Here is a 25,536-nt window from a genome sequence, read left to right as displayed (position 1 = left end):
AAGATATAAAGTTGAGTTAATGATAAGCAACTATCACTCAATAATTTCTAAGAAAAATAGGAAGCAATATGAAAACGTATATTACAGGGACAGGACTATATATTCCACCATATAGTATTAGTAACGAGGAATTAGTTGAATCGTTTAACCAATACGTGGACAACTACAATGCACAGCATGCCAGCGAGATTGAATCTGGTGCACGGACTGCGCTTGAGAAGTCTTCTGCCGAGTTTATAGAAAAGGTATCGGGTATTAAATCTCGCTATGTCATGGATAAAGAGGGCATCCTAGACCCAGAGGTTATGACCCCGAGAATCCCAGCGCGTAAATTGGGAGAAGAAGTTTCAGTCATGGCAGAGATGGGCATTGATGCTTTGCAACAAGCGCTGAACGAGGCCGGTCTTGAAGCGAATGACTTAGATGGTATTATTGTTGCGTGTTCAAATTTACCGCGTGCTTATCCTGCTTTATCTATTGAAATTCAAGACGCTATAGGTATGCAAGGTGGCTTTGCGTTTGATATGAATGTCGCCTGTAGTGCGGCTACATTTGGTATAGCGCAAGCGGTTGGTTCTATAAAAGCAGGTTTGGGTAATAAAATCGCGGTGGTCAATGTTGAAATCACCACCGCACATCTAAATTGGCGCAACCGTGACAGTCATTTCATATTTGGTGATGTGGCGACCGCCAGTATCGTTGAGCAAACCGACTTAGCCAAAGGCTATGAAATAATTGACAGTAAGCTGTATACCCAGTTTTCGACCAATATCAAAAATGAATATGGGTTTTTGGACAAAAGCGAGTACTTAGCAGCAGATGAAGTTCTCTATCATGACTTGAAAGAACCGGATACGGATAAGCTGTTTTTACAAAATGGGCGTAAAGTATTTCGTGAGGTTTGTCCAAAAGTATCGGATATGATTAGTAGCCATTTGCAAGACAATGATCTTCAGACAGACGAGGTGAAGATGATGTGGCTGCACCAAGCTAACATCAATATGATACATTTAATTTTGCGAAGTGTGATTGGTAAAGACGCTGATCCAGCGATTGCACCTACCGTTATTGATGAATTTGGTAACACGAGCTCAGCAAGTCCAGTTATTGTATTTCACCGTTATAAAGACCAATTGGAGTCAGGTGATTTAGGGGTTATGTGTTCATTTGGTGCAGGGTATTCAATCGGCTCAGTATTACTTAGAAAGGTATAGTTAGAACACGAATAAGTAGTTGTATAAGTAGCAAGGTATATAACTTCAACGTTTAATAACCGATGATAAAACTGACTGATGCAAATGAATGAAACAATTGACTACTGATATAGCAGGCACTGTGCCTCTTTATTAATGATAGTCATATTGATGTAGATAGCTTGGATAAACCCCAACATGGGCTTAGCTAGCAAGAAAATAAGTCACCTATAACGGCTTTTTTAGCCAAAGTTTGATATAATTAACGACTTTCTGAAAGTCGATGATAGTGACATTCAAAATAGTCATACCTTATGGCTCAAATTTAAAAATGCAAGACTGATTTGTATTTAACTGATTTATCTTATTCATAAAATCATACTCAACACAAGATATCCTATGAAAGACTCATTAAGAGAACGCCTCGATCAAATGGTAGAGCGCTTTGAAGAAGTGACCGCCTTATTATCTGACCCAGATATTATCAGCGATAATAATAAATTTCGCGAACTGTCCATGGAGCACAGTGATTTATCTGAGATAACGAGCCTATGGCAGCGTTATTTGCAGGCAGAAATGGACAAAACAGACGCTGAAGAGATGATTAAAGAAGCGTCAGATCCTGAAATGAAGGCGATGATGCAAGAAGAGATTGACACAGCTGCCAGTGACATTGAAGCGATGGAAGAGGCGCTAAATGTCATGATGCTGCCAAAAGATCCAAATGATAAGGTTCCTGCATTTTTAGAGATTCGTGCAGGTACAGGCGGTGATGAAGCGGCAATATTCTCTGGCGATTTATTTCGAATGTATGAGCGCTATGCGTCTACTCAGGGCTGGACTATCGAAGTGTTGTCGGCCAATGAAGGCGAGCATGGCGGATACAAAGAGATTATCACTCGAGTATCTGGCAATGATGTCTATGGTCGTTTGAAGTTTGAGTCAGGTGCACATCGTGTACAGCGAGTACCTGAAACAGAAAGTCAGGGTCGCGTGCATACCTCTGCGTGTACCGTTGCGGTGATGCCTGAGGTCGAGATTGATGATACTGTCGATCTAAATCCCGCTGACATCCGTATGGATACGTTTCGCTCAAGTGGTGCAGGGGGACAGCACGTTAACACCACTGATTCAGCTGTCCGTCTTACACACATTCCAACTGGGGTAGTGGCCGAGTGTCAGCAGGAGCGAAGCCAACATAAAAACCGCGCTAAAGCCATGCAAATGCTTATCGCTCGTATTCAGCAAGCCAAAGTACAAGAGCAGGTAGATACGGCAGATGAGCTGCGTCGAAACTTAGTGGGTAGTGGCGATCGTAGTGAGCGTATTCGTACTTACAATTTCCCTCAAGGGCGAATGACAGATCATCGGATTAACTTAACGTTATACAAATTAGATGCCATCATGGAAGGTGACTTAGATGAGCTGTTAGACGCATTAACGCGAGAGCACCAAGCAGATCTTATGGCAAGTGTCAGCGGCGAATAGTGTTTTCATCTATTAAATTAATTGGATATCAAACCCAAGTTAATTACAGTACGGCTAATTACTTGCTACTTGCACTCGGTCGCCTTGTCACCATTTTAGACTTCTTTGACTATAAGCTAGACGCGATACAAATCAATTCAGTACAATTGAACTAAACCATATACCTAAACGAGGCACTCAAAACTATGAATAAATTAAAGTCTACAATGCTCGGTGTCCTTGTTTCAGGCATATTTATGCTTTCTGGCTGTACAGTATCTGAGCCACAGATCGATCAGGATTCGCCAATCGACACACCTGTGACGAGTGATCCCGTCACCGTTGATTTATCGAAATATAACGATCAAGATCAGAGATGTCCTAAGGTAACCACCGATAAGGTACACCAGTGTAGTGCGCAAGACGGCATCCTTAGAAGAGACGGTATGTTAGGATGCTATTCTTGTGTCGTCACTTATAAGGATGCCGGCAAACGTTGCAAGGATGCATCAGACTGTGAAGGGACGTGCCGTGCTATTGATAATGGAGAGTTCTTGCCGGCTGGTACGCCCAATCAAACTGGTGAGTGCGCTAAAAATAGTAGCCCATTTGGGTGTTATCAAATTATTGAAAACGGTGTGTTACAACCCGCTTTATGTGTGGATTAGTTGTTTAATGCTTAGTGCTTAATGCTTAGTGGTTACCTATAAAAAGTGTTAAGTAATAGTGTTCTAAATAATAGATAGCTTTATAAAAATAAAAACTAGATAAATTAAAAATATAGAAAACTAAAAATAAATGAACGTTTATTGAATAAAATTGTTAAATAGCAGGACATCAGCTTCTGTCTATAGGTAGCGATTATTGTTGATTGTTTTAAACGTTGAGTCGTTTTAATGACGTTTTAATACGTAAATACTGATAAGTTAGTTGTTGATAATACTATAGTTTTAAATCCTATAATTTAAACCATTTTGAGAGTCCTATGTCTAATAAAAACACACCTGAACAAGCACCATCAATCGAAGATACCAACGAGCTAATTGCGCAGCGTCAGTCAAAACTCGATGAAATAACCAGTGCTGGCAAGATTGCGTATCCTAACAAGTTTAAGCGTACCGACTATGCTCATGATTTACAGCAGCAATTTGAGGGTATTAGCAAGCAAGAAATCGAAGAAAAAGCTGCCAATGGTGACAAAACTCAGGTGAATGTTGCTGGGCGGATTATGCTAAATCGTGGGGCATTTATCGTTATACAAGATATGACAGGACGTATTCAGCTTTATGTTGCTCGTAAAGAATTGGATACCGAGACCCTTGCCCTAATAAAGTCATTAGATTTAGGTGATATTGTCGGCGTATCAGGTTTTATTGGCCGTTCGGGTAAAGGTGATTTGTACGTTCATATAGAATCGCTGACGCTATTAACTAAATCTTTACGTCCTATGCCAAACAAGTTTCACGGTTTATCGGATACAGAAGCACGCTACCGAAATCGCCATTTAGATTTAATGACCAATGACTCAAGCCGTGATACCTTTATGATTCGCAGTCAAGTGGTGAGCGGTATTCGTAAATTTATGCTAAACGAACGCTTTATGGAAGTCGAAACGCCAATGATGCATCCTATCCCTGGCGGAGCGGTAGCTCGACCTTTTATCACACATCATAATGCACTGGATATGCCGTTATATTTACGCATTGCACCAGAGCTATATTTGAAGCGTTTGGTCGTTGGTGGGTTTGAGCGAGTATTCGAAATCAATCGTAGCTTTAGAAACGAGGGGGTGTCGACACGTCATAATCCTGAGTTTACCATGATTGAATTTTATCAAGCCTATGCCGATTATAAAGACTTAATGGATCTAACTGAGCGCTTATTTAATGAGTTGGCCACGGATATTTTAGGGACTACTGAGATTACTTATCAAGAAGAAACGATCAGTTTAAAAGCGCCTTTTACTCGTTTAAGTATGAAAGAAGCCATTGCAAAATATGCTGATAATTTTGATATGTCTAAGATTGATGATCGAGACTATCTCGCTCAATATGCTCAAGATGTCCTAAAACAACAGGTTAAAGAAGGCTTTGGTATTGGTAAGCTGCAAACTATCATTTTTGAAGAGACCGCTGAGCATAAGTTGCGTCAACCCACCTTTATCACTGAATATCCTGCTGAAACGTCACCATTAGCGCGTCGAAATGATGAAAATCCAGAGATTACCGATCGCTTTGAGCTGTTTATAGGCGGGCGTGAGATTGCTAATGGATTTAGTGAGCTTAATGACCCTGCTGATCAGGCAGAGCGTTTCCATAACCAAGTTGCTGAGAAAGATGCAGGTGATGATGAAGCCATGCATTTTGATGCAGATTATATTGAAGCATTGTCGTATGGTTTACCACCAACGGCTGGTGAAGGTATTGGGATTGATCGTTTGGTGATGTTATTTACGGATTCTGCCAGTATTCGTGATGTCATTTTATTCCCACATATGAGAATGAAACTGTGAATTATATTGGCTATTTAATAAATGAAAATAGAGCAGTTTACTATTCATTTTTTCTAAATATTTAAAAATTGGATGGTTGGTTGTTAAATAACTGGACTGCTATGATGAGCAGTCCTTTATTTTTTGCTAGATATCTTTTTTTATAAAATAACCTATTCTTTTTAGGCCACATTAGACTTAAGAAAGCTAATATTTATAGCGTTTTCGATCACTTTACTTGATAGGTTAATTTATAGGTTTGGTATTAGTATAATAATTAATAATAAACCTTAGAAAACACACAAGATAAGTGCAAGAGTTATAAAAAAACGGTATAGTAATAATCATTAAATTTTTATCATATTTTTACAGTTTAGGTTAAATACATGTTATGGCAAACTACTCAACCCAAAAATTAAAAAGTGTTTCTTTAAACAATGGTCCTAGACGGTTTTCGGATCCTAATGTTTCAAAATCAGCTCAAAAGAATAGTCCAGCGAAATCAGGCTCTAGACCCTTAATCAGCCCTGTATCTGAAGCTGTAGCTGGTTCTAATACCAATTCTGCTGGCAAACAATCCTCCAGCAAATTTCCGAGCTTCGATTGGACGTCAATGTTCAACCGTACCTTTTTATCTGTATATATAGATCAGAACGACCCCTTGGTGGATTATGGTAAATTTGATTATGCCTTCAAATTGGGAAATCAACGTCTGTATGTTTTAGTTCATCAAGAAACGACAGAAGTCGACAGTGTTAATGTCCCCAAAAACCTACTTTCTGAATTAAGACAACAAGCCGCAACTCAAATTAATAAGCGTTTCCAACATGTTAATGCCAAGGTTGATTCATCATTATTTGATAATGACAATACAAACCTTCATGTTAATAATGACAATGCAGATAATGCTGAGGGGGAAGTCATACACTATGTTGGTATTACCTCCATCATGATTATTCATAAGGGTGAGCAATATCAGATTGAACATGAGTATGGCAGTTCTTTTTTCCAAGAAGAGTGTGTTTTTGATTTAGATGATGAGAGCAAGGTATTACAGTTATTTAGTCTGAATAGCTTTTACCAGATGATTAAGATACTACAAACCCCAAGTGATTTGATAAGCTATTATGGATATCATCTCCAACACTTAATAAGTTTTGATAGCTTTGGGAGTGAGCTACAATTAGCTCAACAATTTTTAAACACTGCAGATTTTTATCAAAGGGCCGTTTCTGTACAAGAAAAGCTGGTCGAAATAGGATTGCTGTCTAAAGTCGAAACTCGATTAATTGATATTATTAGCCATGCAGATGATGATAATACTGAGTATGAAAAGAAAAAATCTGAGTTGCAGCAGAACCTCCAAAGTTATTCAACTACCTTCCAAAAGTTGTTGAATGGAACAACGAAGCGTCGAGATGATGCAGGTGACACGCTACCCCTAGAGCAAGTAAAGATTTTAGTTGCAGAGTCAATGTATACTCGTTTAAGTATTATCGAGGAAATGATGGCTTATGAGACGCGTTCTAAAGAGGACTGTTTACAGGGTTATCTGTCACACCAACATTCTTATAATGATTTTGGTCATCATTATGTCATTATTTTTTATGGTTTAGCGCCCGACGCTGATTATAGCCGTGAGTATGTTGAACAAAATTATCAAGATATTCTTTTAGATATCAATGCCCAACTACAAGAGCCCTTTATGGATGAATTCTTTATACTAGGGTTTGATATGTCAAATCATGATGGTAAAGGCAATGTAACCGTAGAAATGGATGTATTCCATCAGTCTGGAATAGCACTATAGCTATAATAGATAATACGCTTTTCTGTAACAGACACATTGAACTTACTATATGTCGTGCTTTCACTCATAAGGTAAATTTTTAGATTGGGTAGTAGATATTATCCCCATAGGTTTTAAATTTAAGTATGGTTGTCCATTATGTCTCAGCAGTATCAAGTCTTAGCACGTAAATATCGCCCCAAAAACTTCCATGAGTTGGTGGGTCAAACACATGTGTCTAAGGCGTTAATCAATGCCATAGATCATAATCGTTTACACCATGCTTATTTATTTACCGGCACGCGTGGGGTAGGTAAAACTACCATTGCGCGCATCTTGTCAAAGTGTTTAAACTGTGAGACAGGTATTACCAGTACACCATGCGGAGTGTGTAGCAGTTGTGTTGCCATTGATCAGGGTCGTTTTATTGATTTAATCGAAATCGATGCCGCATCGCGTACCAAAGTTGAAGATACACGCGAATTAATTGATAACGTGCCTTATGCGCCCACTCAAGGCAGATATAAAGTGTACTTAATCGACGAAGTACATATGTTATCGACCCACAGTTTTAATGCGTTATTAAAGACTTTGGAAGAACCCCCAGAGCATGTTAAGTTTTTATTAGCAACGACAGATCCCCAAAAGTTACCAATTACTATCATCAGTCGTTGTTTGCAATTTGTTTTACGTCCACTGCCACAACAAGCTATTAGCGACCATATCGCCAATCTATTGACGAAAGAGGGTATAGAGTTTACCAATCCCGCACTTTGGCAACTGGCGAATGCCGCAAAAGGCTCGGTACGTGATGCACTGTCATTAACCGATCAAGCGATCGCTTTTGGACAAGGGATATTAACCGATGAGACCGTCAATGATATGTTGGGTCTTATAAATAGTGCTGACTTAGCGAGTTTAATACTTGATATTTATCAAGGTGAAAAAGAAGCAGTGGCTGCGCATATTGAACAAATGCGTGCGCAACTGGTGGATGCAGGTAGTATGTTTGATGGTCTAGCAGAGCTGCTACACCAAATTGCTATGGTGCAATTACTTCCTAACGTGTCACTTAATGTCAATGACAATCAGTCAAAGCAGATAAACACACTTGCTCATCAGATTGAGCCCGACGTGTTGCAACTTTACTATCACATCGTAATCCAAGGGCGTGAGCAAATTAAACTTGCGAATACGCCATTACAAGCGCTTGAAATGTGCCTTTTACGTTTATTGGCTTTTAGACCGCTTGCTACTCAGGAAGTACCTGTTAACCAGAATTCAGATAAGCAAGTCTCAAATAGTCAGCTTATAAATGATCAAGTTTTAGATAATCATATAAAAGAAGATGCACTATTAGCAGATAACCTCTCAGTATCTGACTCTTCCACATCCACTGTCTTAAAATATAATACGCAAGTTGAAAATCTTTCAGATGCAAATAATACTGTAGATGCTGTTAATACCGAAGAGAATGAAGAGTTAAGCGATAATCCTACACCTATCTTTAATGAAGATAATTCAAAACTAGAAAGTCAAAAGTTAGAATTTGGCGAAAATAATGCGGCTCATATCGATATAGATCCTAAAGCTGGTGAAGCGCTAGCATTTACTGACGAATCAGATGAAAACTATCAGTACCGTAACTTGGAACAAGATAGTCATTCAGTGCAAAATAAAACTGATATTAACTTAAGTTACGACGATAATGATAATTTATTAGATATTAAAGGTTCGAGCGAAGCAATAGCAGACTCCAAGTTTATTTCGGGTAACAAATCAAAAGATTCCGATACTTTAACTGAAGTAGATAATGAAAGAAAATCGACGTTGTCCACAGAGATAGATATTGAGGAACCACAAGGTGAGCAAGGTAGTCATAATTTAAATAAGAATGTTTTAGATAAGAATGTTTTAGATAAGAATGTTAAAGCTTTGGCAAATGATGACGTTACTCTAACTCAAACGGGTCTAACTCAAACGGAAATATCTATAAATAATCAGCTTGAATCTCAGGTAAGCGAAGTTGAAAGCATTATCGGTTCAAATGATAAGCTTGAAGATAGCAACAATGGACAATTATCTGATCAAGATCCCCGACTATTATTAAAATGTTCACCTATTGATCTAGTAGGTGAGTGGACACCTGATAAATGGGATTACTGGTTACAAACCTCTCGTGAAACAGGTGCACTAGGTCAGGATGAACTGGCTATGGCAAGACAAGGGGTGATGGTTGGAGATATTGCTGGTAAAAGTGAATTTAAAGTTGCTTTTGATACTAAAAATATGCAGAGTATTTTTAGACAGTTAGCCAGTCATTTAGCGGAACAATTTGGTGCTGAAGTCACTATTAGGATTGATAGTTCGCTTAATAAAAATAACGCTGATTTATTACCACAAAATCGTCAAAAGCATCGTGAAGCAACGGCTAAAAGTTATGCTAAACAGCTTATTTCAAGTAGTTCAGTGATGCAAAGACTGATTTCTGAGTACAATGGGCAGATTACCCATTTAAAATTATTATAAAAATAAGCTATGTTTATTATTCTACAGCTTTGCTGTATCATGTTTGTAATATACTTTAACAAAAGCACACTAAAAAATTCATTTTATATGAATATTTATTAAATTTTCTCAACATTTGTCTGCTTAAATAAGGTATAATGTACTTCTTATATTACATAGTTAGGTGTTAATTATTATGTTAGACAATTTAAGAGGAATGGCCGTCTTTGCTAGCGTAGTTGGTCATGGTTCATTCAGCGGTGCAGCTAGACAGTTAGGAATTACAACCAGTGCAGTAAGTCAACAGATTCGATCTTTAGAAAAAGATTTGGGTGTGGTCTTACTTCATAGATCTACACGAAAGCTTAGCTTAACAGAAGCTGGGGCAAGCTTCTATGAGGCAGCGAAAGATGTGGTCACTGCTGCAGATCAGGGTCGTATTAAAGTAAATCAGTTAAGAGACGAGTTAGCAGGTAGTTTACGTATTGCGACGACTCCTGAATTAGGGGTAAATCATATATTACCAGCCTTGTCTACCTGGATGGCGGCACACGATGACTTGAGTATTCATTTTATCGCTGATAATCATTACATTGATTTAATTGAAGAGCGTGCAGATATTGCTATTCGGATGAGCCCACAAATTAAAGACAGTTCGGTAGCTACCTATCCGTTGGCAGAAGTTAAACAGATGCTTGTGGCGTCACCTCATTATTTAAGACAGCATGAAAAGATTGTTAAACCAAAAGATCTTTCAGAGCATCAATTAATCGGTATCGACTTGATGAAAGATCCTAATACATTAGACTTCACTAGTATCGAAACCAAGAAGAAAAACCGTGTTAAGATGAATACTCGTATTCAAACTAACAACATTTTCTTAGCGACGACTTTAGCAAAAGAAGGTCATGGCTTAGTGCGTGTCATGTCTCTTGATGTACAAAAAGAACTATCTTCTGGTGAGTTGGTAGAAGTTATACCTGAATATTCGTTACCTAATTTCGTGCTTTATGCGGTAACCCTAGATCGAGATCAACAACCGGCTAAAATTACGCGTTGTCTCGAAGTCCTTAAAAAGCATTTTCATGCCGCAGCTTAAAGATGAGTCTAACGCCTAATATTTTACTAACACCTAATATTTTAATAGATAGTTGTTATAAAAATAATAGTTATTAGTGAAGTATTAGTAGACTAGAAAATAGCAGTTGAAAATTTATAAAATTACGCTTTAGCGGTTTTTTACAATAGATATATTTATTGTAAAATGCCACTTGAGCGTTTTTTTTTCGTTAAAAACGATTATTAAAGCAGTCTATTGTCAAACCCGACCAAATTTAACGTATAATTTATAATCTTTTATTAAAGATATCCTATTATTTAAGGTTATGATTAATTAATATATTGAACCTAAACATTAGCCTATAAATTAAATTTTTTTAAGCGTCTTTAATGGTACATTTTATAAGTCTAGTTTACTAAGATTATCGTTTAGAACAGTATTAAATAGCCTGCATCTTTTAAATAAAGTTTACCAACTTGATAACCCCTTTTTTTAAGTAGTGTTAATTATAAATATGGAAAATAGACTCATTAATCCTTTAGAGCGTAGTGACGATACGGTAGATAATAATATTCGGCCCGGCACATTGGCAGAATATATTGGTCAGCCTGTCGTTCGTGAACAGATGGAAGTATTCATTGAAGCTGCTCGGAGAAGAAAAGAGGCACTAGATCATACCCTAATTTTTGGACCTCCAGGATTAGGTAAGACGACACTTGCAAATATCATTGCTCGTGAAATGGGTGGCAATCTAAGATCTACCTCAGGCCCAGTGCTTGAGCGTGCCGGTGACCTAGCGGCAATGCTGACGAATCTTGAGGAAGGGGATGTATTATTCATCGATGAAATACACAGATTAAGTCCTGTTATTGAAGAGATATTATACCCCGCCATGGAAGATTTCCAATTAGATATTATGATTGGGGAGGGGCCTGCTGCTCGATCAATCAAACTTGACTTACCTCGATTTACTCTGGTTGCTGCAACGACGAGGGCAGGTCTCCTAACTTCGCCTCTAAGAGATCGATTTGGCATTGTTCAGCGCTTAGAGTTTTATAACATTGAAGATTTGACCACTATTGTGAGCCGTTCAGCGAGTCTAATGAATGTCGTTATGACCCCTGAAGGAGCGGTGGAAGTCGCACGTAGATCGAGAGGTACGCCACGTATAGCTAATCGACTGCTACGGCGTGTTCGTGATTATGCAGAAGTTAAATCAAATGGAGAAGTAACAGGTGTTATTGCCGGTAGTGCTTTAGATATGCTTGCTGTAGATAGAAGAGGGCTTGATCATCTTGATCGCCGATACATTGAAATGGTTCATGATCGTTTTGAGGGTGGGCCAGCTGGGGTTGAAGCCATTGCCGCTGCCATGGCTGAAGATCGAGGTACGTTAGAGGACGTTATTGAACCCTACTTAATACAACAAGGGTACGTCCTTCGAACGGCTAGGGGGCGTGTATTAACTCAAATGGCGATTGATCAAATGTAATGCCATTTTTAAACAACTTATCTGTTATTGGCTCGCTGAGCCGACTATATGTTGTGGTTTCACTAGACTTACTCAACTGACTAACTCCACACCGTCTTACTCAGCAACAACATACTCAACTGACTTACTCAATAACAACTTACCCAATAACAACTTACTCAATAGGTTGATTTCTAGATTTGGTATGGACTATAAATGATGGGTTTTGTATATTAGGGTGCTGTGAGACTTTGAACTTACCGTTATATCTAAACTTTTGTAATAATACTTACCAATCGCCATTAAGCTTAGGACACCAATGATTAAAACTAAAATTATCAAAATTGGATTTTTCCAAAAAGGGGCGTGAGAAGAATTATCTTTAGTATGATTATGGGGTGCTAAAGTTTGGTTCTTTTCCATAAACCCGAAACTGACGAATGGTCTAGAGGGGGGTTGCACAGGTTCAGGTCCAATTTTTAATCGATTGCGGCTAAGATATATATCTGATATTTTTGCCAGCTGTAACATCCATCGCTGATAAGGCAATGCGATATTATCCATGTCACAAAATGTCAATATGTCACTATTATTGGCAATATCTACGATAATTTGACCTTGATCCGTTGATGGATTATTGTAAGATTGAGTCGTTCGACCAATGACCTTTGCATAATGTGGCATTTGCTCGGATTGTGTATGTATATTCGTGTCTGGTAACATATAACCGGTTAATTGATGCCATGAAGCGTCATAAGTTGGCATCCTAAAAGCGTTAGCATCACAGACGTTTTCATTGAGTGTTAAATTGGCAATATCGCGGTCTAATGTTAAGAACTGAGGTTGCTTTTTGAACCATACCTCAACTTCTGTCGCGTTCAATTGGGCGAAGTCTACTAATATGGCAATTTCACGTAAGCAAATTAGAGTTAGGGCTCCTAATAATGGACGGGTTTCTTTAGGTGATAAACGTGCCCTTTTGCTCAATTCCATACAAACCGATTTACGTGCTTCCGGTCTATTAAACACCGCTTCATAAATTTGTTGACCGTGCTGTATTGCGGTCTGCATCGTATCAAAATTAAATGCATTAAATTTGCGTAACTCTTTAACTTGATTGCGATTAAGTAGTTTTCTAAGAACGGCGTCTGGTCCTGAGCTTTGTGAATAGGCTAATATACCACTGATAAATGCCTGAATTCCATTCTCAATTAGGATTCTAGCTTGAGGTAATGAGATATTTCCAGCATCAGCAAATACTGCATCTATCGGCTGTGTATCTTCAAATAGGAAATCATAAATCGATACGCGTGTTGGTAGGAGAGCTGTCATAAATTGTACTACTTTTTACGATTTGACATTATCATAAGGGCGATTGACCATAGTTACAACCCCTTAATAATTTAATACCTATTAATAGTTGAAACTCATATTACTTTTATTCTTTATAATACTATTTATTTCATAAAGTATAGAATGACTCTTCGGACGTCGTGAGTCAACTGTAGAGAGTGAAGAGATGGCAAATGAAAAAAATATAAACAACTCAGACAACTTGATCGTCATAAATATAGCCGATCAGGAATTGTCATTTTATGATTTTAATTCAGATCGCAATCAACCTCAGAAGGTCTTTAAAGTTTCGACAGCTAAAAATGGTATAGGTAGTCAGGAAGATTCAGGCTGTACGCCTTTAGGTAAACATTATATCCGCGACAAAATTGGCGATAAAATGCCGGTTAATACCGTATTTGTGGGTAGAGTGGCAACCGGTGAAATTTACAATAAGTCATTAGCTACCACCAATCCTGAAAGGGATTGGATTTTAACTCGTATATTATGGCTACAAGGGTGCGAAGACGGTATCAACAAAGGTAATAACGAAAAAGGGTGCTGTGATACTTATCAACGATATATTTATATTCATGGTACACCTGATACTGAACCGATGGGTATACCAAAGTCGCATGGGTGTATAAGGATGCGCAATGAAGATATTATTTGGTTATTTGATCAGGTTGATGGAGGCACACCTGTTGAGATCTTAGAAAAGTAAAACCCTGTTAGTTATGCCGTATTTTCTTAAACACTTTCTCTCTTTAAATACGTTTTATCTTTTATTTAAACAAAAAACCTTTCATAACCATTGGCTAGAAAGGTTTTTTGTTTTGATATAATATTAGTGGGTGTAGAAGTATTTATATCTTATAAAATACCCTATTATAGTCAGGCTCGTTCTTAAATACTTCAATTTATAGCGGTCGAACACGCCTTCTTTGGTAGGGTAGTATTGCTAAGTTAAATGATAGATTTAGTATTAAAAGTGCAAGAAAGTGAGTAATTGAGTACTAGAAGACCTACCAAAATACTGGTGCTTCTTTAATACTTTTTAAACTTTCGGCACACTTTTGAGCCGCAAAGTATTTTTGGGCGCTAAAGTAACCGACTGCAAACCAAGCATTGGGATCTTTATCCGTTTTAGCTCGGTAAAACTCCTCACCAACAATATCATCGTTATACTCTCCTAACACCTCTTGAGCGGGCTCTAAGTATTTTAAGAAAGCACGGGTCTTCTTCTTTTTATACAAAGGCTTAACAAACTCACTCACATACCGCAGACTTTTTAAACGCTTGCGGACATCATGTTGGGCTTCAATATCTAATGTCGCAAAATTGACACTGGCTTTGCGAATTTTTTTATAAAGTTTTTCAAGTATTTTACTGGTGGCTTCCGTTAAGGGTGCATCATTACTAGCATGATCTTCATCTGCGGGACTCATTGTATATTCAATTAACTCTAATAAGGTCAATTGAAAATCATTGGCTCGTATGGCGTCTATAGGTTGCACATCAATATTTTCAAACTCTGACGACCAGTCCACATGTGGACCGCCAAGTTGTTCCAATGAAACTTGGGTGCGATCTCTTAAAATTTCTCGATCACGCGATTCTCCCAATATACTAAACGTTTGTTTTAAAATGGGAACCCACTCAGGATTTACTTGACTTGAAAAACCCTCAAAGAACTTTAATGCAGTACGAAGTCTGCGCAGTCCAACGCGTAATTGATGAATATGATTACCATCTCTACTACCTGCTGCAATCGCACTCACATTTGGTAAGATTTGAATCATGCAGTTCTGGATAACCGCTCTCAAAAATTCAGGCTGGCTCATATTTTTATCGACATTCAAACGCTTTAAATCGGATTTAGTGGCATCTGCATGAGTTTTGCCGGCTAATAAAAGGTCACCGCGCTCAGCTTTTGTCACTGTGGATATGCATAAATTATAGCGTTTGCACCACGTTTTAGCAGTTGCAAATAAAAAATCAAGATCACCTTTAATTAACTCAAATTCTATCTCTAATATAGGATGGGATATATCCACATCATTACCATGGATAACATGACCTTCATCATAGGCCATTTCGATAACGTTATTATCTTTTTTTATAAGGCGAGTTGTACGCTGAATGTCGGTGATATATTTGCGGTTTAAAAGTTGACTTTGGTCACCCTTTGACGAGGAGGTCAACAATTTAGATAACTTTGAGTCTTCGTATACTGATAAATCAGGATATAAACCGTCACTTTGTAAGGCTTCTTCAATCTTATCGTCATTAATAATATTGTTTTGCTCACCACGGGATGCTAGACCATCTCCAGTTGATTTCAAGGTCTGAACCCAAGTGTCGCCCTCTTTACGAATCCGTAAGGCCATACCAGAATTTGCCAATGTATTATCTGACGTATCAAAGTAATGAGCCGCCAATTGTGATGTGGTTGATGTTTTAACTTTTGCCTGACGCATCAACGAATCAACTTTATATTCGGGCACTAAAAACTTAAGTTCAATTTCTTGCATTATTTATCCTTTTAACAAAGCTCTATCTATTAGATTTGAATAATATAAATGTATTTGACCTACCATGATACAAATAAAAAGTGTTAAATCATAGTCAATTATTATAGGGCTTTGTTTGCAATACTATCGTTGAAAATTAATTACCCATAACCTGATAAATTTCTTTATAATTCAAATTAGTAAAACTATAAAGTCTGTAGCATAGATACTATTAGCTGTGATATTAAAAGCTAGTAGCTATGATATTCAAAGCTAGGAAATCGACAGCGTTAATTATTTGAAAGCCAATCAAAACTTATCAACTTGTCCTAACACTCATTAAGGGAACTATGAATATTAATAAAGAGAAATATCCTACTGTTTATAAATACTGTTTTTTAGTCACTCTAGCGGGCACTTTAGGACTCGTGGCGAGCTGTGATTCAGCGAAAGAAGACAGTTATAACGAGACAGTAGAGCAGTCTAGTACCTATGATACCGCTGAGAGTGGCGATACAATAGCTTATGATGTCTCTAATGATACTGCCACAATAGCAGAAAATAAAAAATTAGTTGTCGATAACGTCGGAGACTCATCGAACATTACCTTAGGTAGTCAAGTTACAGATGTAGAGATTGATGGAAAAGAGTTGTTGGTCAATGCCAGTGCTAACTTCAAGGTAGACGATGTGGTGGAGACTAGGAATACTATCGAAACCTTGACAGGTCAATATAAAGGCTATATAGCATCCAGTCGCATCGAAAGTAACGAAGTATCTCGTCAGACATTTACGCAACAAGATAAAGACATAACCTTAGTCACATATTATCGACAAGCTAACATGCAGGTTCGTATACCTAAGCAAAAAGTGAGTGAATTTCTCAATCAAGTGCAAAAACAAGTGACGTTCTTAAATCATCAAGAGTATAGCGCTAAAGATGTTACCTTAGACTTGTATCGAGAAAAACTCCAAGCGCAACTTAATTCGCAAATGGCTTCTGACTTAACAGAGCAGCGTTTGGACAGTGATAATGAGAAAGAGCAGGCGAGTAATATAGATTCGATAAAAGCCACTTATTCAGCCAAGCAGCGTCAACAAATGGCTGAGCTTGAAAGGATGATGATCGCCGATCAAGTCAAATATAGCACCATTGAGCTGACCTTCACTCAGCCGAATAGTATCTATAAAGAAACAACAGAGAGTATTGACCATATGCTCGCAACGGAGCAACCTGGTTTTTGGCAACAGGTCAAACAGTCTATTATTGACGGTTGGGAGATGATTAAATTTGTTATCTTGGGTATTATAAGCCTATGGTGGTTATGGACATTGTTAGCTATAGCTTTCATAATTTTCCGGGTGTTCAGGAAGCTTATACGCCGTGTTTATACCAAGAAACCAAAAAGAGTGGTTAAAGATGAATCAGTCAATTCTAATGATTAATACCGATATTTAAACACTCATACCATCGAAGTTGATTCTAATAAAGCTAAAAAAAATCGTCCTACCAAAGTAGGACGACTTTTTAATACTTTTCTATGTAACGTTTTACAATGAAAGCACTAAGAAATAGTTCTTAGAATTGGTTCATTGTGTTTTTCTCGCCACCGGCTTTAAGAGCGTTATCACCAGAGAAGATCTCTTTGTGATCATCACCTAAATCAGAACCAGCCATTGCTTGGTGTTTAACGCATGAGATACCTTCACGGATTTCTTTACGTTGTACGCCAGCAGCATAAGCAAGCATACCATCTTCACCAAAGTAGCCTTTAGCAAGTTCATGAACGCTAAGAGCAGTAGTATGGTAAGTAGGTAGAGTGATTAAGTGATGGAACACACCAGCTTCACGTGACGCATCACGCTGGAAGTCTTTAGCAGCTTGGTCAGCAGCAGCATCAAGCTCAGAACCATCATAGTCAGCACTCATCAAGTTATTCTTGTCGTATGCTGAGATGTCTTTACCTTCTTCTTCCCACTGAGCGATGATTTGCTTACGGAAGTTAAGCGTCCAGTTGAATGAAGGGCTATTGTTGTAAACAAGCTTCGCTTTTGGTTGCTGTTCTTTAATACGGTCAACCATCATTTTGATGTGCTGAACGTCTGGAGTAGGTGTTTCAATCCAAAGTAAGTCAGCACCGTTTTCTAAAGCGGTTACACAGTCAAGAACAACACGGTCAATATTTGTGTCTTCACGGAACTGGAATAAACCATTGGCCAAACGTACTGGACGAACCAGTTTACCATCACGCTTCAATAGTACATCGTTTTCTTTCGCATCAGCGATGTCAATTTCTTCAACATCGATAAAGTCGATGTATTTAGAGGCTAAGTCGCCAGGTTGTTCAGATACTGGGATTTTCTGAGTTAAAGAGGCACCTTCAGAGTCAGTACGCGCAACGATAACACCATCGTCTACACCTAGTTCTAAGAAAGCATAACGAATAGCATTAAGCTTAGAGATAAAGTCTTCATGAGGAACGGTTACTTTACCAGCTTGGTGACCACACTGTTTTGCATCAGATACTTGGTTCTCAATTTGGATAGCACAAGCACCAGCTTCAATCATGGCTTTAGTAAGTAGGTAAGTGGCTTCTTCATTACCAAAACCTGCATCGATATCGGCAATAATTGGCACAACGTGAGAATCGAAATTATTGATTTTCTCTTCGATTTCAGTAGTATCTTGACCGGCTTCTTTTGCAGCGTTAAGTTCACGGAAGTAGTCGTTTAAGACTTTAGCGTCAGCTTGGCGTAAGAAGGTATAAATCTCTTCGATTAGTTGAGGTACAGTTGTTTTTTCATGCATTGACTGGTCAGGTAATGGACCAAGCTCAGAACGTAATGCAGCGACCATCCAACCTGATAAGTAGATGTATGTTTTGCTAGTAGTGCCAAAGTATTTCTTCTTAGCGTACATAGTTTGCTGTGCAACAAAACCATGCCATGCACCTAGAGACTGAGTGTACTTAGAAGTATCTTCGTCATACTCTGCCATATCTTTACGCATAATAGCAGCGGTATACTTGGCAATATCAAGACCCGTTTTGAAACGATTTTGAACCATCATACGGGCAGCATCAGACTCGCTGATATTCTGCCAATTGCCATGTTTCGCTTTAATTTCGCGGATATGCTCTAGAGCTGATTTATAAGTTGACATCAATTGTCTCCTTGATTTTGGGATGGGTTGAGTGAAATAAATGCTTCTTATGATTAGTAAGGAGTTTTTATTCTACGCACTTTAAAAAAGAGGATTAAACTTAAAGCGTTAAACCTCGTATAGTTATAATAACTGCTTAATGCTTAAAATTTTAATTAGTGAAAGTGGTTTATGACTATTTAAATATCACAAAGCTATACTAACCAAATTTATAGTAATTAAACACTATGCCCTTAACACTTAGCGGTCACTATAACGACATTAGTTAAATTTATCTAGTTTATGAGGGTTATCTTGGGTATTTATTTACATTATAGTACAATAGTTATATCGTCTCCAGACCATCTAGGATGATAAATACCAACAATAGCGTACCGAGAAATGTCATGCTTTAATATCTAAGCTTAAAATGAAATCAAAATAAAAAAGCGTCATATCAAACAATATCAGTGTGTGTACGACAGTGCGGTGTGACCATATCAATAAATAGTCATGATATTGAAATTTCTTTAAATTCAAGAGGCTGTATGATTTAGTTTAAAAGACTATAACTCAAAGCTATTCAATAAATATACCCGTATAAGCTGCCATTTTAAGGGGCAACCCGCTTACTATATCAATATAAATTACCGAGAGTATTATGAATTTACAAAGGGTCGATTTGAACTTATTGGTCAATCTAGATGTTTTATTGAGGGAAAAAAATGTTACTCGTGCCGCGGAACAGTTGGGTATCACTCAACCTGCAATGAGTAATATATTGCGTCGATTACGCAAATTATTTAATGATCCTTTATTAGTTCGTTCCTCTGAAGGTATGACGCCAACGGAACGGGCTTTAGAGTTACAACCTAGAGTTCGCGAAATATTGGCAGAGTTACAACAGCTTTTGGAGCCTAGAACTGAGTTTCGTCCCTATAGTACATCACGAGTGTTTCGAATTATGACCTCGGATTATGCAGAAGCGACGCTAGTTCCTAGATTGGTAAAAGCATTACGATCTGAGGCCCCAAACGTTATTTTAGACTTCTTAACCCCGTCAGATGTGTCTTATAGAGATATGGAGCAAGGTCGTGTTGATTTAGCCATTAACCGCTTTAATGAAATACCCCAAAGCTTTCACCAAGTTCTAGTATGGCGTGATACGTTCAGTTGTTTATTGTCCGCAGAAAGTCCCTATGTCAATAAATTTAATCTTAAAAACTATCTTAAAGCGCAACATGTTTGGGTCTCAAAAACAGGAATGGGCGTTGGTTTTGGTGTTAATCCTGATAAGTCAGGCGGGTTGGGATCAATTGATCAGGCACTTCAAAGACTGGGTCAAAAGCGTCAAATTAGCGTCTTTACCCGTCATTATCAAATGCCTGCGATGTTAGCTGCTAATAAAGATCTTATTGCAACACTGCCCACAAGGGTGGCACGTATGCAGGCGAATAATGACAGTATTATATTAAAAGAACCTCCGTTCTTTATACCCGAATTTGAATTAACGATGGCTTGGTCGCCTTTGCTTCAACATCATCCAGCGCATAGATGGTTGCGACAACTCATTATGCATGTCGCAAGACAGGTGGTCGCTGATGAAGAAAATAATGAAGACGAGGTTCCGATGATAAGCCACTTATTTTAGTGGCTTATTAGTTTTAGTAGCTTAATAGATGTCTTAATAGTTACCGATAAACGTGCTCTGTATACTTATATTAACTATGGTTAAATTCTTTACAGAGCCCGAAATAAGTTAAGGAAATTAACACAGTACTTACAGTTGATTACAGCTCATTTAATGACATTATCAGCCTAGCTGTTATCCTAATAAACGTAACTTTTAAATAGTTATCAATGACAAGGTTTGCACATAAAAATATTGCCCATAAAAATATATTGTCGAATTATCATCACACGAATAACAAGAACAAAAATCACGATGGTAATTTAGATGGACGATATTTATTTTCTATTGAAACAATTAAAGACAGCGTCATCAGATGATGGCTGCGTTATCTCTAGCTACCTTGTCTATAAATAAATACGTTAAATGTAAGGATAATAATCATGGCAGATATTACAACAGTAAACCCATATACCAATGAAGACATTAAATCTTATGATTATATGTCTCAAGACGAAGTCGATCAGATTATTAACGAATCTCATGAAGCGTTTCTTGATTGGCGTTTGAAATCATTAGATGAACGTGCAAAAGTTATTAACTCTATTGGTGAGTCACTCATGAAGCACAAAGAAGAGCTTGCTAAAGTGATGACAAAAGAACGTGGTAAAACTTATCAGCAAAGCTTGCAAGAAGTCGATATTTGTAAAGGTATTTGCGACTTTACGGCTCAAACAGGTCCCGATCACTTAGCGGATGATATCCGTGAAGTTGAAGGAATGGATAAGGGGATCGTCACTTATCAGCCTATCGGTATCATTTATGGTATTCAGCCTTGGAACTATCCTGCGTATCAAGTATTTCGTTATACCATTGCCAACTTAATGGCCGGTAATGCTATTTTGTTAAAGCATGCGTCAAACGTCACAGAATCAGGTCAAGTTATTGAAAAAATCTTGCATGACTCTGACTTACCTAACGCACTATTCCGTGCTCTAATCATTAACCATGATCAGTCAGAGAAAATCATCAATAATGACAAAGTTCGCGGCGTTACTCTAACGGGTAGTGATGGCGCAGGTAAAATCGTTGCTCAGCAAGCAGCTAAAGTACTGAAGAAGACAGTGATGGAGCTTGGATCAAATGATGCGTTCATCGTACTAGATGATGCAGATATAGATCTTACTGTTAAAACCTGTGCTTATGCACGTTTGTATAACAATGGTGAGACCTGTGTGGCCGCTAAACGCTTTGTGGTTGTCGACAGCGTTTATGATGAGTTCCGTGAGAAGCTGATTAAAGAGTTTGAATCATACAAAATCGGCGATCCAATGGATGACTCAACTGATCTTGGTCCATTATCAATGCAGCAGCAAGTTGAGACGATCGAGAAACAAGTTCAAGAAAGTGTCGACAAAGGCGCTAAAAAAACCGTTTGTGGTCAAGTTCCCGAAGGTTCAAAAGGTAACTTTTTCCCACCAACTATTCTAGAGAATGTAGAGCCAGGCCAACCTGCCTATGATGACGAGCTATTCGGCCCAGCAGTTGCGCTAATTCGTGCAAAAGATACAGACGATGCTATGCGCATTGCAAACGATAGCCGCTATGGTCTGGGTGGCGGTATCTTCACTAAAGATGAGGACAAAGCTATCGAATTGGCTACGAAGTACTTTGACACCGGTATGGTTAACATCAATGGTTACGGTCTAGTTAATCCATTGTTGCCATTTGGCGGCGTTAAAAACTCTGGTTATGGTCGTGAGCATGGCGGCTCTGGTATGAAAGAGTTTGTGAATGAGAAAACATTGTTTGTGATTAACAAAGCCCCTGTTTAATCATTCGGTTTAGCTTTATTGATTTATAAAAGTTCTTGACGGCAAAGCCCTCGATACTCATTATCGGGGGCTTTTTTATAAAATTTACCTCGTTCTCAACTTATTAAAACTCATTGTAGGCTGGTGTTTTTAGCCCAGCAAATCAAAACCTATGATCTAAAATGCTGGGCTAAAGCCACAGCCTACATTAAAAGTTGAGAATGGGGTAAAGTATATAATCTCTAGACTATCACTCAGTGTAAGTTCGTGTGGTTTGCCATTAAAATGGGCATCAGTGAATTAAGTTCAACTCCTAGTGCTAATTTTGCTAGAATCTCAACAACCATCACTCAACGCATTATAAAGAATGATTATTAGACAAACTGAGAATAGCGGTAATGAGTAATCTAATCAAAAAAACAGCTTATGTAAGTCGTACTTTACTCAGTACCCTGCGAAATTATATTTTAGTGATCCTAATATTGTTAGGATGGCAGCTTTGTGTGCAGTTCGAGCTCATCCCAGACTATCTATTACCATCGCCCTTGCAGATTGCACAGGCGTTTGTAGAAGACTTGCCTTTATTGATGGAGCATGCCAAATATACATTGGCAACGGCCTTTATCGGCACCGCCATCGGACTAATTATAAGCTTTGTTTTGTCGGTCTGTATGGATTTATCAAAAACGGTAAAAGAGCTGGTTTATCCGGTTATTTTGCTTAATCAAACCATTCCAACCATTGCTATTGCACCGCTGCTTATAATTTGGCTTGGCTACGGTATTACGCCCAAGGTTGTGCTCGTGATATTAGCGGTCTTTTTTCCGATTACCATTGCCTTGATTGATGGTTATCAGTCTGTTAGCCGTGAGCATTTAAATCTGTTTAAATCTATGCAAGCGTCCAATTATCAGATTTATCGACACTTAAAAATACCTACAGCAATGGGCTCTTTTTTTACGGGGTTAAAGGTTGCGTTATCTTACGCTCTAATATCTGCGGTAATCGCGGAATGGTTAGGCGGCTATTATGGTCTAGGGGTATATATGACCCGCGTTCGTAAGTCCTATGACTTGGACAGCATGTTCGCTGTCATTTTTTTAATAAGCTTTTTGACTGTGCTTCTCATTGGCCTAGTAAAATGGCTTGAGAAGCGGGTACTTAAACATAATTTTTTATAGGTTTTTCTTTTTTCTTCATTTATAGTTTTTCTTCATTTATAGTTTTTCTTCATTTATAGTTTTTCTTCATTCATAAGGGTAGTTTACTGTGACATTTATCTCTTTTAATCAGCAAAAGCACAGCCGTACTTATATAGGTATGGCTATGTTATTACTGGCCGTTATTGCACTACTTGGCCTTAGTGGCTGTCAGCCCAATTCAGAAACCAAAACTGCAGAAAATGGCGAGCAGCTCACAGAACTTATTATCTCATTAGACTGGGTGCCAAATACCAATCATACCGGTCTATATGTGGCAGAAGATAAGGGTTACTTTAAAGAGCAGGGAATAGATGTGAAAATTGTGCAGCCAAGTGAGGACAGTGCGTCGTCACTAGTAGCCCATAAGCGGGCTGATTTAGGTATATATTTTCAGCCGAATATGGTTAAGCGTCTTGAAAAGGATGTCCCTATAACTGCCGTTGCTGCGATTCTTCAACATAATACTGCAGGGTTATTAGCCTTAAAATCGACAGGGGCGCGGTCTCCTAAGGACTTAAATGGAAAACGCTATTCGACTTGGGAAGACCCAATCGATGATGCGACAGTAGCGCATATTGTGGGTAATGACTTAGTGAAAATCCCAGGCGAAGCCACCGATGCGAGCGTAGCACTACGTATGAATCAGTTTGATTACATTTTGGCGTTTTATGGTTGGGATGGCATACATGCTGACCTTCAAGGGGTCGATACAGAATTTTTCTATCTGAAGGACTATGAGCCTGCTTTTGATTATTATTCCCCTGTCATTATAGCCAATAACGATCTTCTCAAAGATCAGCCTGATTTGGTTAAAAAAGCACTAGCCGCCATTAAAAAGGGGTATGTCTATGCCGCTAATAACCCTGAAGAGAGTGCTGAAATCTTAGTCAAATATGCCCCTGAAACGAATAAAGAATTGGCGATTGAAAGTCAAAAATATGTTTCCTCTTACTACTTAGATGATAATGGAGAATGGGGCAAGTTTGATTATGATCGCTGGGATAGATTTTATGATTGGGTTTATAAGCAGGGATTGATCGAAGCCCCTCTACCACCTCAAGCAGGTGTTACTAACGACTTTCTATAAGTCAACATTCTATAGCTAACGATGACGTTAACGATGATAATGACTGAGCAATATACACTATGGAAAAGCGGCTTGTTTTAAAAAATATTTCTCACGCATTTGATGCTACCCTCATATTTGAAGATCTTAATATGACAGTTGAGCATAATAGTGTGGTCAGCATCGTTGGGGCAAGTGGTGTTGGCAAAACGACGCTATTTAATATTGCGGCAGGTCTGCTTATTCCAAGCTCAGGACAGGTATGGATCAATGGCGTAAACACGACAGGGCAGGCAGGTACTGTCGGATATATGCTGCAAAAGGACCTATTGTTACCCTTCAAAACTGTCTTTGACAATATCGCATTGCCACTCACATTAAAAGGGTATAGCAAGTCAAAAATTGCTGAGATCGTAAAGCCCCAATTGGTGCACTTTGGGCTTCAAGGTCTTGAGCAACAGTATCCTCAAAATCTCTCTGGCGGACAAAGACAACGCGCTGCTTTATTAAGGACGTACCTAAGTGATAAGCCAATTATGCTATTGGATGAGCCCTTTTCTGCTCTGGACTTTGTGACCAAAGATGAGATGTATCAGTGGTTTAATAAGCTGCAGAAGCAACTTCAATTAACCTGTCTCATTATCACGCATGATATCGATGAGGCTATTTATCTGTCTGATTATCTCTACGTACTAAAAGGGTCGCCTGCTCAATTAACCGATCAATTTAGCATACCAAAATATGAAGGTTTTTTAGAGAGTCAACAATTCTTAGTATTGAAAAAACAAATCTTGTCTGCTATTCAAAATTAAAAATATAATTTGCTTAACAAAAAACCCCATACGTTATAGCAACTTAT

18 protein-coding genes are annotated in these 25,536 nt (G+C 38.3%); 15 read left to right on the top strand and 3 right to left on the bottom strand.

Features of this window, described 5'->3' with window-relative positions:
* Positions 1 to 68: 68 nt before the first annotated feature.
* The 8 genes from AC2SLT_RS08420 (at position 69) to ruvB (ending at position 12,000) form a co-directional block, all read left to right on the top strand.
* A complete protein-coding gene (locus AC2SLT_RS08420) occupies positions 69 to 1,214 on the top strand; it encodes a beta-ketoacyl-ACP synthase III (RefSeq protein WP_486547213.1) in 1,146 nt (381 codons plus the stop codon).
* A 378-nt stretch (positions 1,215 to 1,592) separates the two neighbouring features.
* The gene (gene prfA / locus AC2SLT_RS08415; RefSeq protein ID WP_486547212.1) at positions 1,593 to 2,681 is read left to right on the top strand and encodes a peptide chain release factor 1; all 1,089 of its coding nucleotides are present in this window, start codon (positions 1,593 to 1,595) and stop codon (positions 2,679 to 2,681) included.
* Positions 2,682 to 2,866: 185 nt separating this feature from the next.
* Entirely contained in the window at positions 2,867 to 3,328 is a 462-nt protein-coding gene (locus AC2SLT_RS08410) for a hypothetical protein (RefSeq protein WP_486547211.1), read from the top strand.
* A gap of 317 nt (positions 3,329 to 3,645) precedes the next feature.
* Entirely contained in the window at positions 3,646 to 5,172 is a 1,527-nt protein-coding gene (lysS, locus tag AC2SLT_RS08405; RefSeq protein ID WP_486547210.1) for a lysine--tRNA ligase, read from the top strand.
* Between the two features lie 370 nt (positions 5,173 to 5,542).
* On the top strand, positions 5,543 to 6,961 hold the full coding sequence (locus AC2SLT_RS08400) for a hypothetical protein (protein ID WP_486547209.1): 1,419 nt from the start codon (positions 5,543 to 5,545) through the stop codon (positions 6,959 to 6,961).
* A gap of 138 nt (positions 6,962 to 7,099) precedes the next feature.
* Positions 7,100 to 9,469 carry a DNA polymerase III subunit gamma/tau gene (gene dnaX / locus AC2SLT_RS08395; protein WP_486547208.1) on the top strand — a complete coding sequence of 790 codons (2,370 nt, stop codon included), beginning with the start codon at positions 7,100 to 7,102 and terminating at the stop codon, positions 9,467 to 9,469.
* Between the two features lie 175 nt (positions 9,470 to 9,644).
* Positions 9,645 to 10,547 carry a LysR family transcriptional regulator gene (locus AC2SLT_RS08390; RefSeq protein WP_486547207.1) on the top strand — a complete coding sequence of 301 codons (903 nt, stop codon included), beginning with the start codon at positions 9,645 to 9,647 and terminating at the stop codon, positions 10,545 to 10,547.
* A gap of 475 nt (positions 10,548 to 11,022) precedes the next feature.
* Positions 11,023 to 12,000 carry a Holliday junction branch migration DNA helicase RuvB gene (gene ruvB / locus AC2SLT_RS08385; RefSeq protein ID WP_486547206.1) on the top strand — a complete coding sequence of 326 codons (978 nt, stop codon included), beginning with the start codon at positions 11,023 to 11,025 and terminating at the stop codon, positions 11,998 to 12,000.
* Between the two features lie 189 nt (positions 12,001 to 12,189).
* Here ruvB and AC2SLT_RS08380 read toward each other — a convergent pair whose 3' ends face one another.
* Positions 12,190 to 13,311: a hypothetical protein gene (locus AC2SLT_RS08380; RefSeq protein WP_486547205.1), complete on the bottom strand. Its 1,122-nt coding sequence runs from the start codon at positions 13,309 to 13,311 to the stop codon at positions 12,190 to 12,192.
* A 187-nt stretch (positions 13,312 to 13,498) separates the two neighbouring features.
* Here AC2SLT_RS08380 and AC2SLT_RS08375 point away from each other — a divergent pair, with 187 nt between their 5' ends.
* On the top strand, positions 13,499 to 14,035 hold the full coding sequence (locus AC2SLT_RS08375; RefSeq protein ID WP_486547204.1) for a L,D-transpeptidase family protein: 537 nt from the start codon (positions 13,499 to 13,501) through the stop codon (positions 14,033 to 14,035).
* Positions 14,036 to 14,336: 301 nt separating this feature from the next.
* Here the strand turns inward: AC2SLT_RS08375 and AC2SLT_RS08370 are convergent, their stop codons facing one another.
* On the bottom strand, positions 14,337 to 15,845 hold the full coding sequence (locus AC2SLT_RS08370; protein WP_486547203.1) for a CYTH and CHAD domain-containing protein: 1,509 nt from the start codon (positions 15,843 to 15,845) through the stop codon (positions 14,337 to 14,339).
* Between the two features lie 329 nt (positions 15,846 to 16,174).
* On the opposite strand from AC2SLT_RS08370, the gene AC2SLT_RS08365 reads away from it, so the two are divergent.
* On the top strand, positions 16,175 to 17,269 hold the full coding sequence (locus AC2SLT_RS08365) for a DUF4349 domain-containing protein (protein ID WP_486547202.1): 1,095 nt from the start codon (positions 16,175 to 16,177) through the stop codon (positions 17,267 to 17,269).
* 133 nt (positions 17,270 to 17,402) lie between these two features.
* Here AC2SLT_RS08365 and AC2SLT_RS08360 read toward each other — a convergent pair whose 3' ends face one another.
* Positions 17,403 to 18,986 (bottom strand): isocitrate lyase, encoded by a 1,584-nt coding sequence (locus tag AC2SLT_RS08360; protein WP_486547201.1) that lies wholly within the window; start codon positions 18,984 to 18,986, stop codon positions 17,403 to 17,405.
* Positions 18,987 to 19,626: 640 nt separating this feature from the next.
* On the opposite strand from AC2SLT_RS08360, the gene AC2SLT_RS08355 reads away from it, so the two are divergent.
* The 5 genes from AC2SLT_RS08355 (at position 19,627) to AC2SLT_RS08335 (ending at position 25,489) form a co-directional block, all read left to right on the top strand.
* Positions 19,627 to 20,616: a LysR family transcriptional regulator gene (locus tag AC2SLT_RS08355; protein WP_486547200.1), complete on the top strand. Its 990-nt coding sequence runs from the start codon at positions 19,627 to 19,629 to the stop codon at positions 20,614 to 20,616.
* Between the two features lie 422 nt (positions 20,617 to 21,038).
* Positions 21,039 to 22,430: an NAD-dependent succinate-semialdehyde dehydrogenase gene (locus AC2SLT_RS08350; RefSeq protein WP_486547199.1), complete on the top strand. Its 1,392-nt coding sequence runs from the start codon at positions 21,039 to 21,041 to the stop codon at positions 22,428 to 22,430.
* A gap of 377 nt (positions 22,431 to 22,807) precedes the next feature.
* Positions 22,808 to 23,590, top strand: coding sequence for an ABC transporter permease (locus tag AC2SLT_RS08345; protein ID WP_486547198.1), 783 nt, complete (start codon positions 22,808 to 22,810; stop codon positions 23,588 to 23,590).
* A gap of 88 nt (positions 23,591 to 23,678) precedes the next feature.
* Complete coding sequence (locus AC2SLT_RS08340) at positions 23,679 to 24,698, top strand: ABC transporter substrate-binding protein (protein WP_486547197.1); 1,020 nt, start codon at positions 23,679 to 23,681, stop codon at positions 24,696 to 24,698.
* Positions 24,699 to 24,757: 59 nt separating this feature from the next.
* The gene (locus AC2SLT_RS08335) at positions 24,758 to 25,489 is read left to right on the top strand and encodes an ABC transporter ATP-binding protein (RefSeq protein WP_486547196.1); all 732 of its coding nucleotides are present in this window, start codon (positions 24,758 to 24,760) and stop codon (positions 25,487 to 25,489) included.
* The last annotated feature ends 47 nt before the right edge of the window (positions 25,490 to 25,536 follow it).

This window comes from Psychrobacter sp. CX18 (assembly GCF_057396215.1).
The sequence above is the reverse complement of the archived record's forward strand: the minus strand, read 5'-3'. Positions and strand labels throughout refer to the sequence as shown.

What these genes read in the sequence shown, in the direction of transcription:
- AC2SLT_RS08355 (WP_486547200.1), top strand. Translation starts at nt 19,627, where the DNA reads ATGAATTTACAAAGGGTCGATTTGAACTTATTGGTCAATCTAGATGTT.
- lysS (WP_486547210.1), top strand. Translation starts at nt 3,646, where the DNA reads ATGTCTAATAAAAACACACCTGAACAAGCACCATCAATCGAAGATACC.
- AC2SLT_RS08380 (WP_486547205.1), bottom strand. Translation starts at nt 13,311, where the DNA reads ATGACAGCTCTCCTACCAACACGCGTATCGATTTATGATTTCCTATTT.
- AC2SLT_RS08400 (WP_486547209.1), top strand. Translation starts at nt 5,543, where the DNA reads ATGGCAAACTACTCAACCCAAAAATTAAAAAGTGTTTCTTTAAACAAT.
- dnaX (WP_486547208.1), top strand. Translation starts at nt 7,100, where the DNA reads ATGTCTCAGCAGTATCAAGTCTTAGCACGTAAATATCGCCCCAAAAAC.
- AC2SLT_RS08345 (WP_486547198.1), top strand. Translation starts at nt 22,808, where the DNA reads ATGAGTAATCTAATCAAAAAAACAGCTTATGTAAGTCGTACTTTACTC.
- AC2SLT_RS08390 (WP_486547207.1), top strand. Translation starts at nt 9,645, where the DNA reads ATGTTAGACAATTTAAGAGGAATGGCCGTCTTTGCTAGCGTAGTTGGT.
- ruvB (WP_486547206.1), top strand. Translation starts at nt 11,023, where the DNA reads ATGGAAAATAGACTCATTAATCCTTTAGAGCGTAGTGACGATACGGTA.
- AC2SLT_RS08360 (WP_486547201.1), bottom strand. Translation starts at nt 18,986, where the DNA reads ATGTCAACTTATAAATCAGCTCTAGAGCATATCCGCGAAATTAAAGCG.
- AC2SLT_RS08365 (WP_486547202.1), top strand. Translation starts at nt 16,175, where the DNA reads ATGAATATTAATAAAGAGAAATATCCTACTGTTTATAAATACTGTTTT.
- AC2SLT_RS08350 (WP_486547199.1), top strand. Translation starts at nt 21,039, where the DNA reads ATGGCAGATATTACAACAGTAAACCCATATACCAATGAAGACATTAAA.
- AC2SLT_RS08420 (WP_486547213.1), top strand. Translation starts at nt 69, where the DNA reads ATGAAAACGTATATTACAGGGACAGGACTATATATTCCACCATATAGT.
- prfA (WP_486547212.1), top strand. Translation starts at nt 1,593, where the DNA reads ATGAAAGACTCATTAAGAGAACGCCTCGATCAAATGGTAGAGCGCTTT.
- AC2SLT_RS08370 (WP_486547203.1), bottom strand. Translation starts at nt 15,845, where the DNA reads ATGCAAGAAATTGAACTTAAGTTTTTAGTGCCCGAATATAAAGTTGAT.
- AC2SLT_RS08410 (WP_486547211.1), top strand. Translation starts at nt 2,867, where the DNA reads ATGAATAAATTAAAGTCTACAATGCTCGGTGTCCTTGTTTCAGGCATA.
- AC2SLT_RS08335 (WP_486547196.1), top strand. Translation starts at nt 24,758, where the DNA reads ATGGAAAAGCGGCTTGTTTTAAAAAATATTTCTCACGCATTTGATGCT.
- AC2SLT_RS08375 (WP_486547204.1), top strand. Translation starts at nt 13,499, where the DNA reads ATGGCAAATGAAAAAAATATAAACAACTCAGACAACTTGATCGTCATA.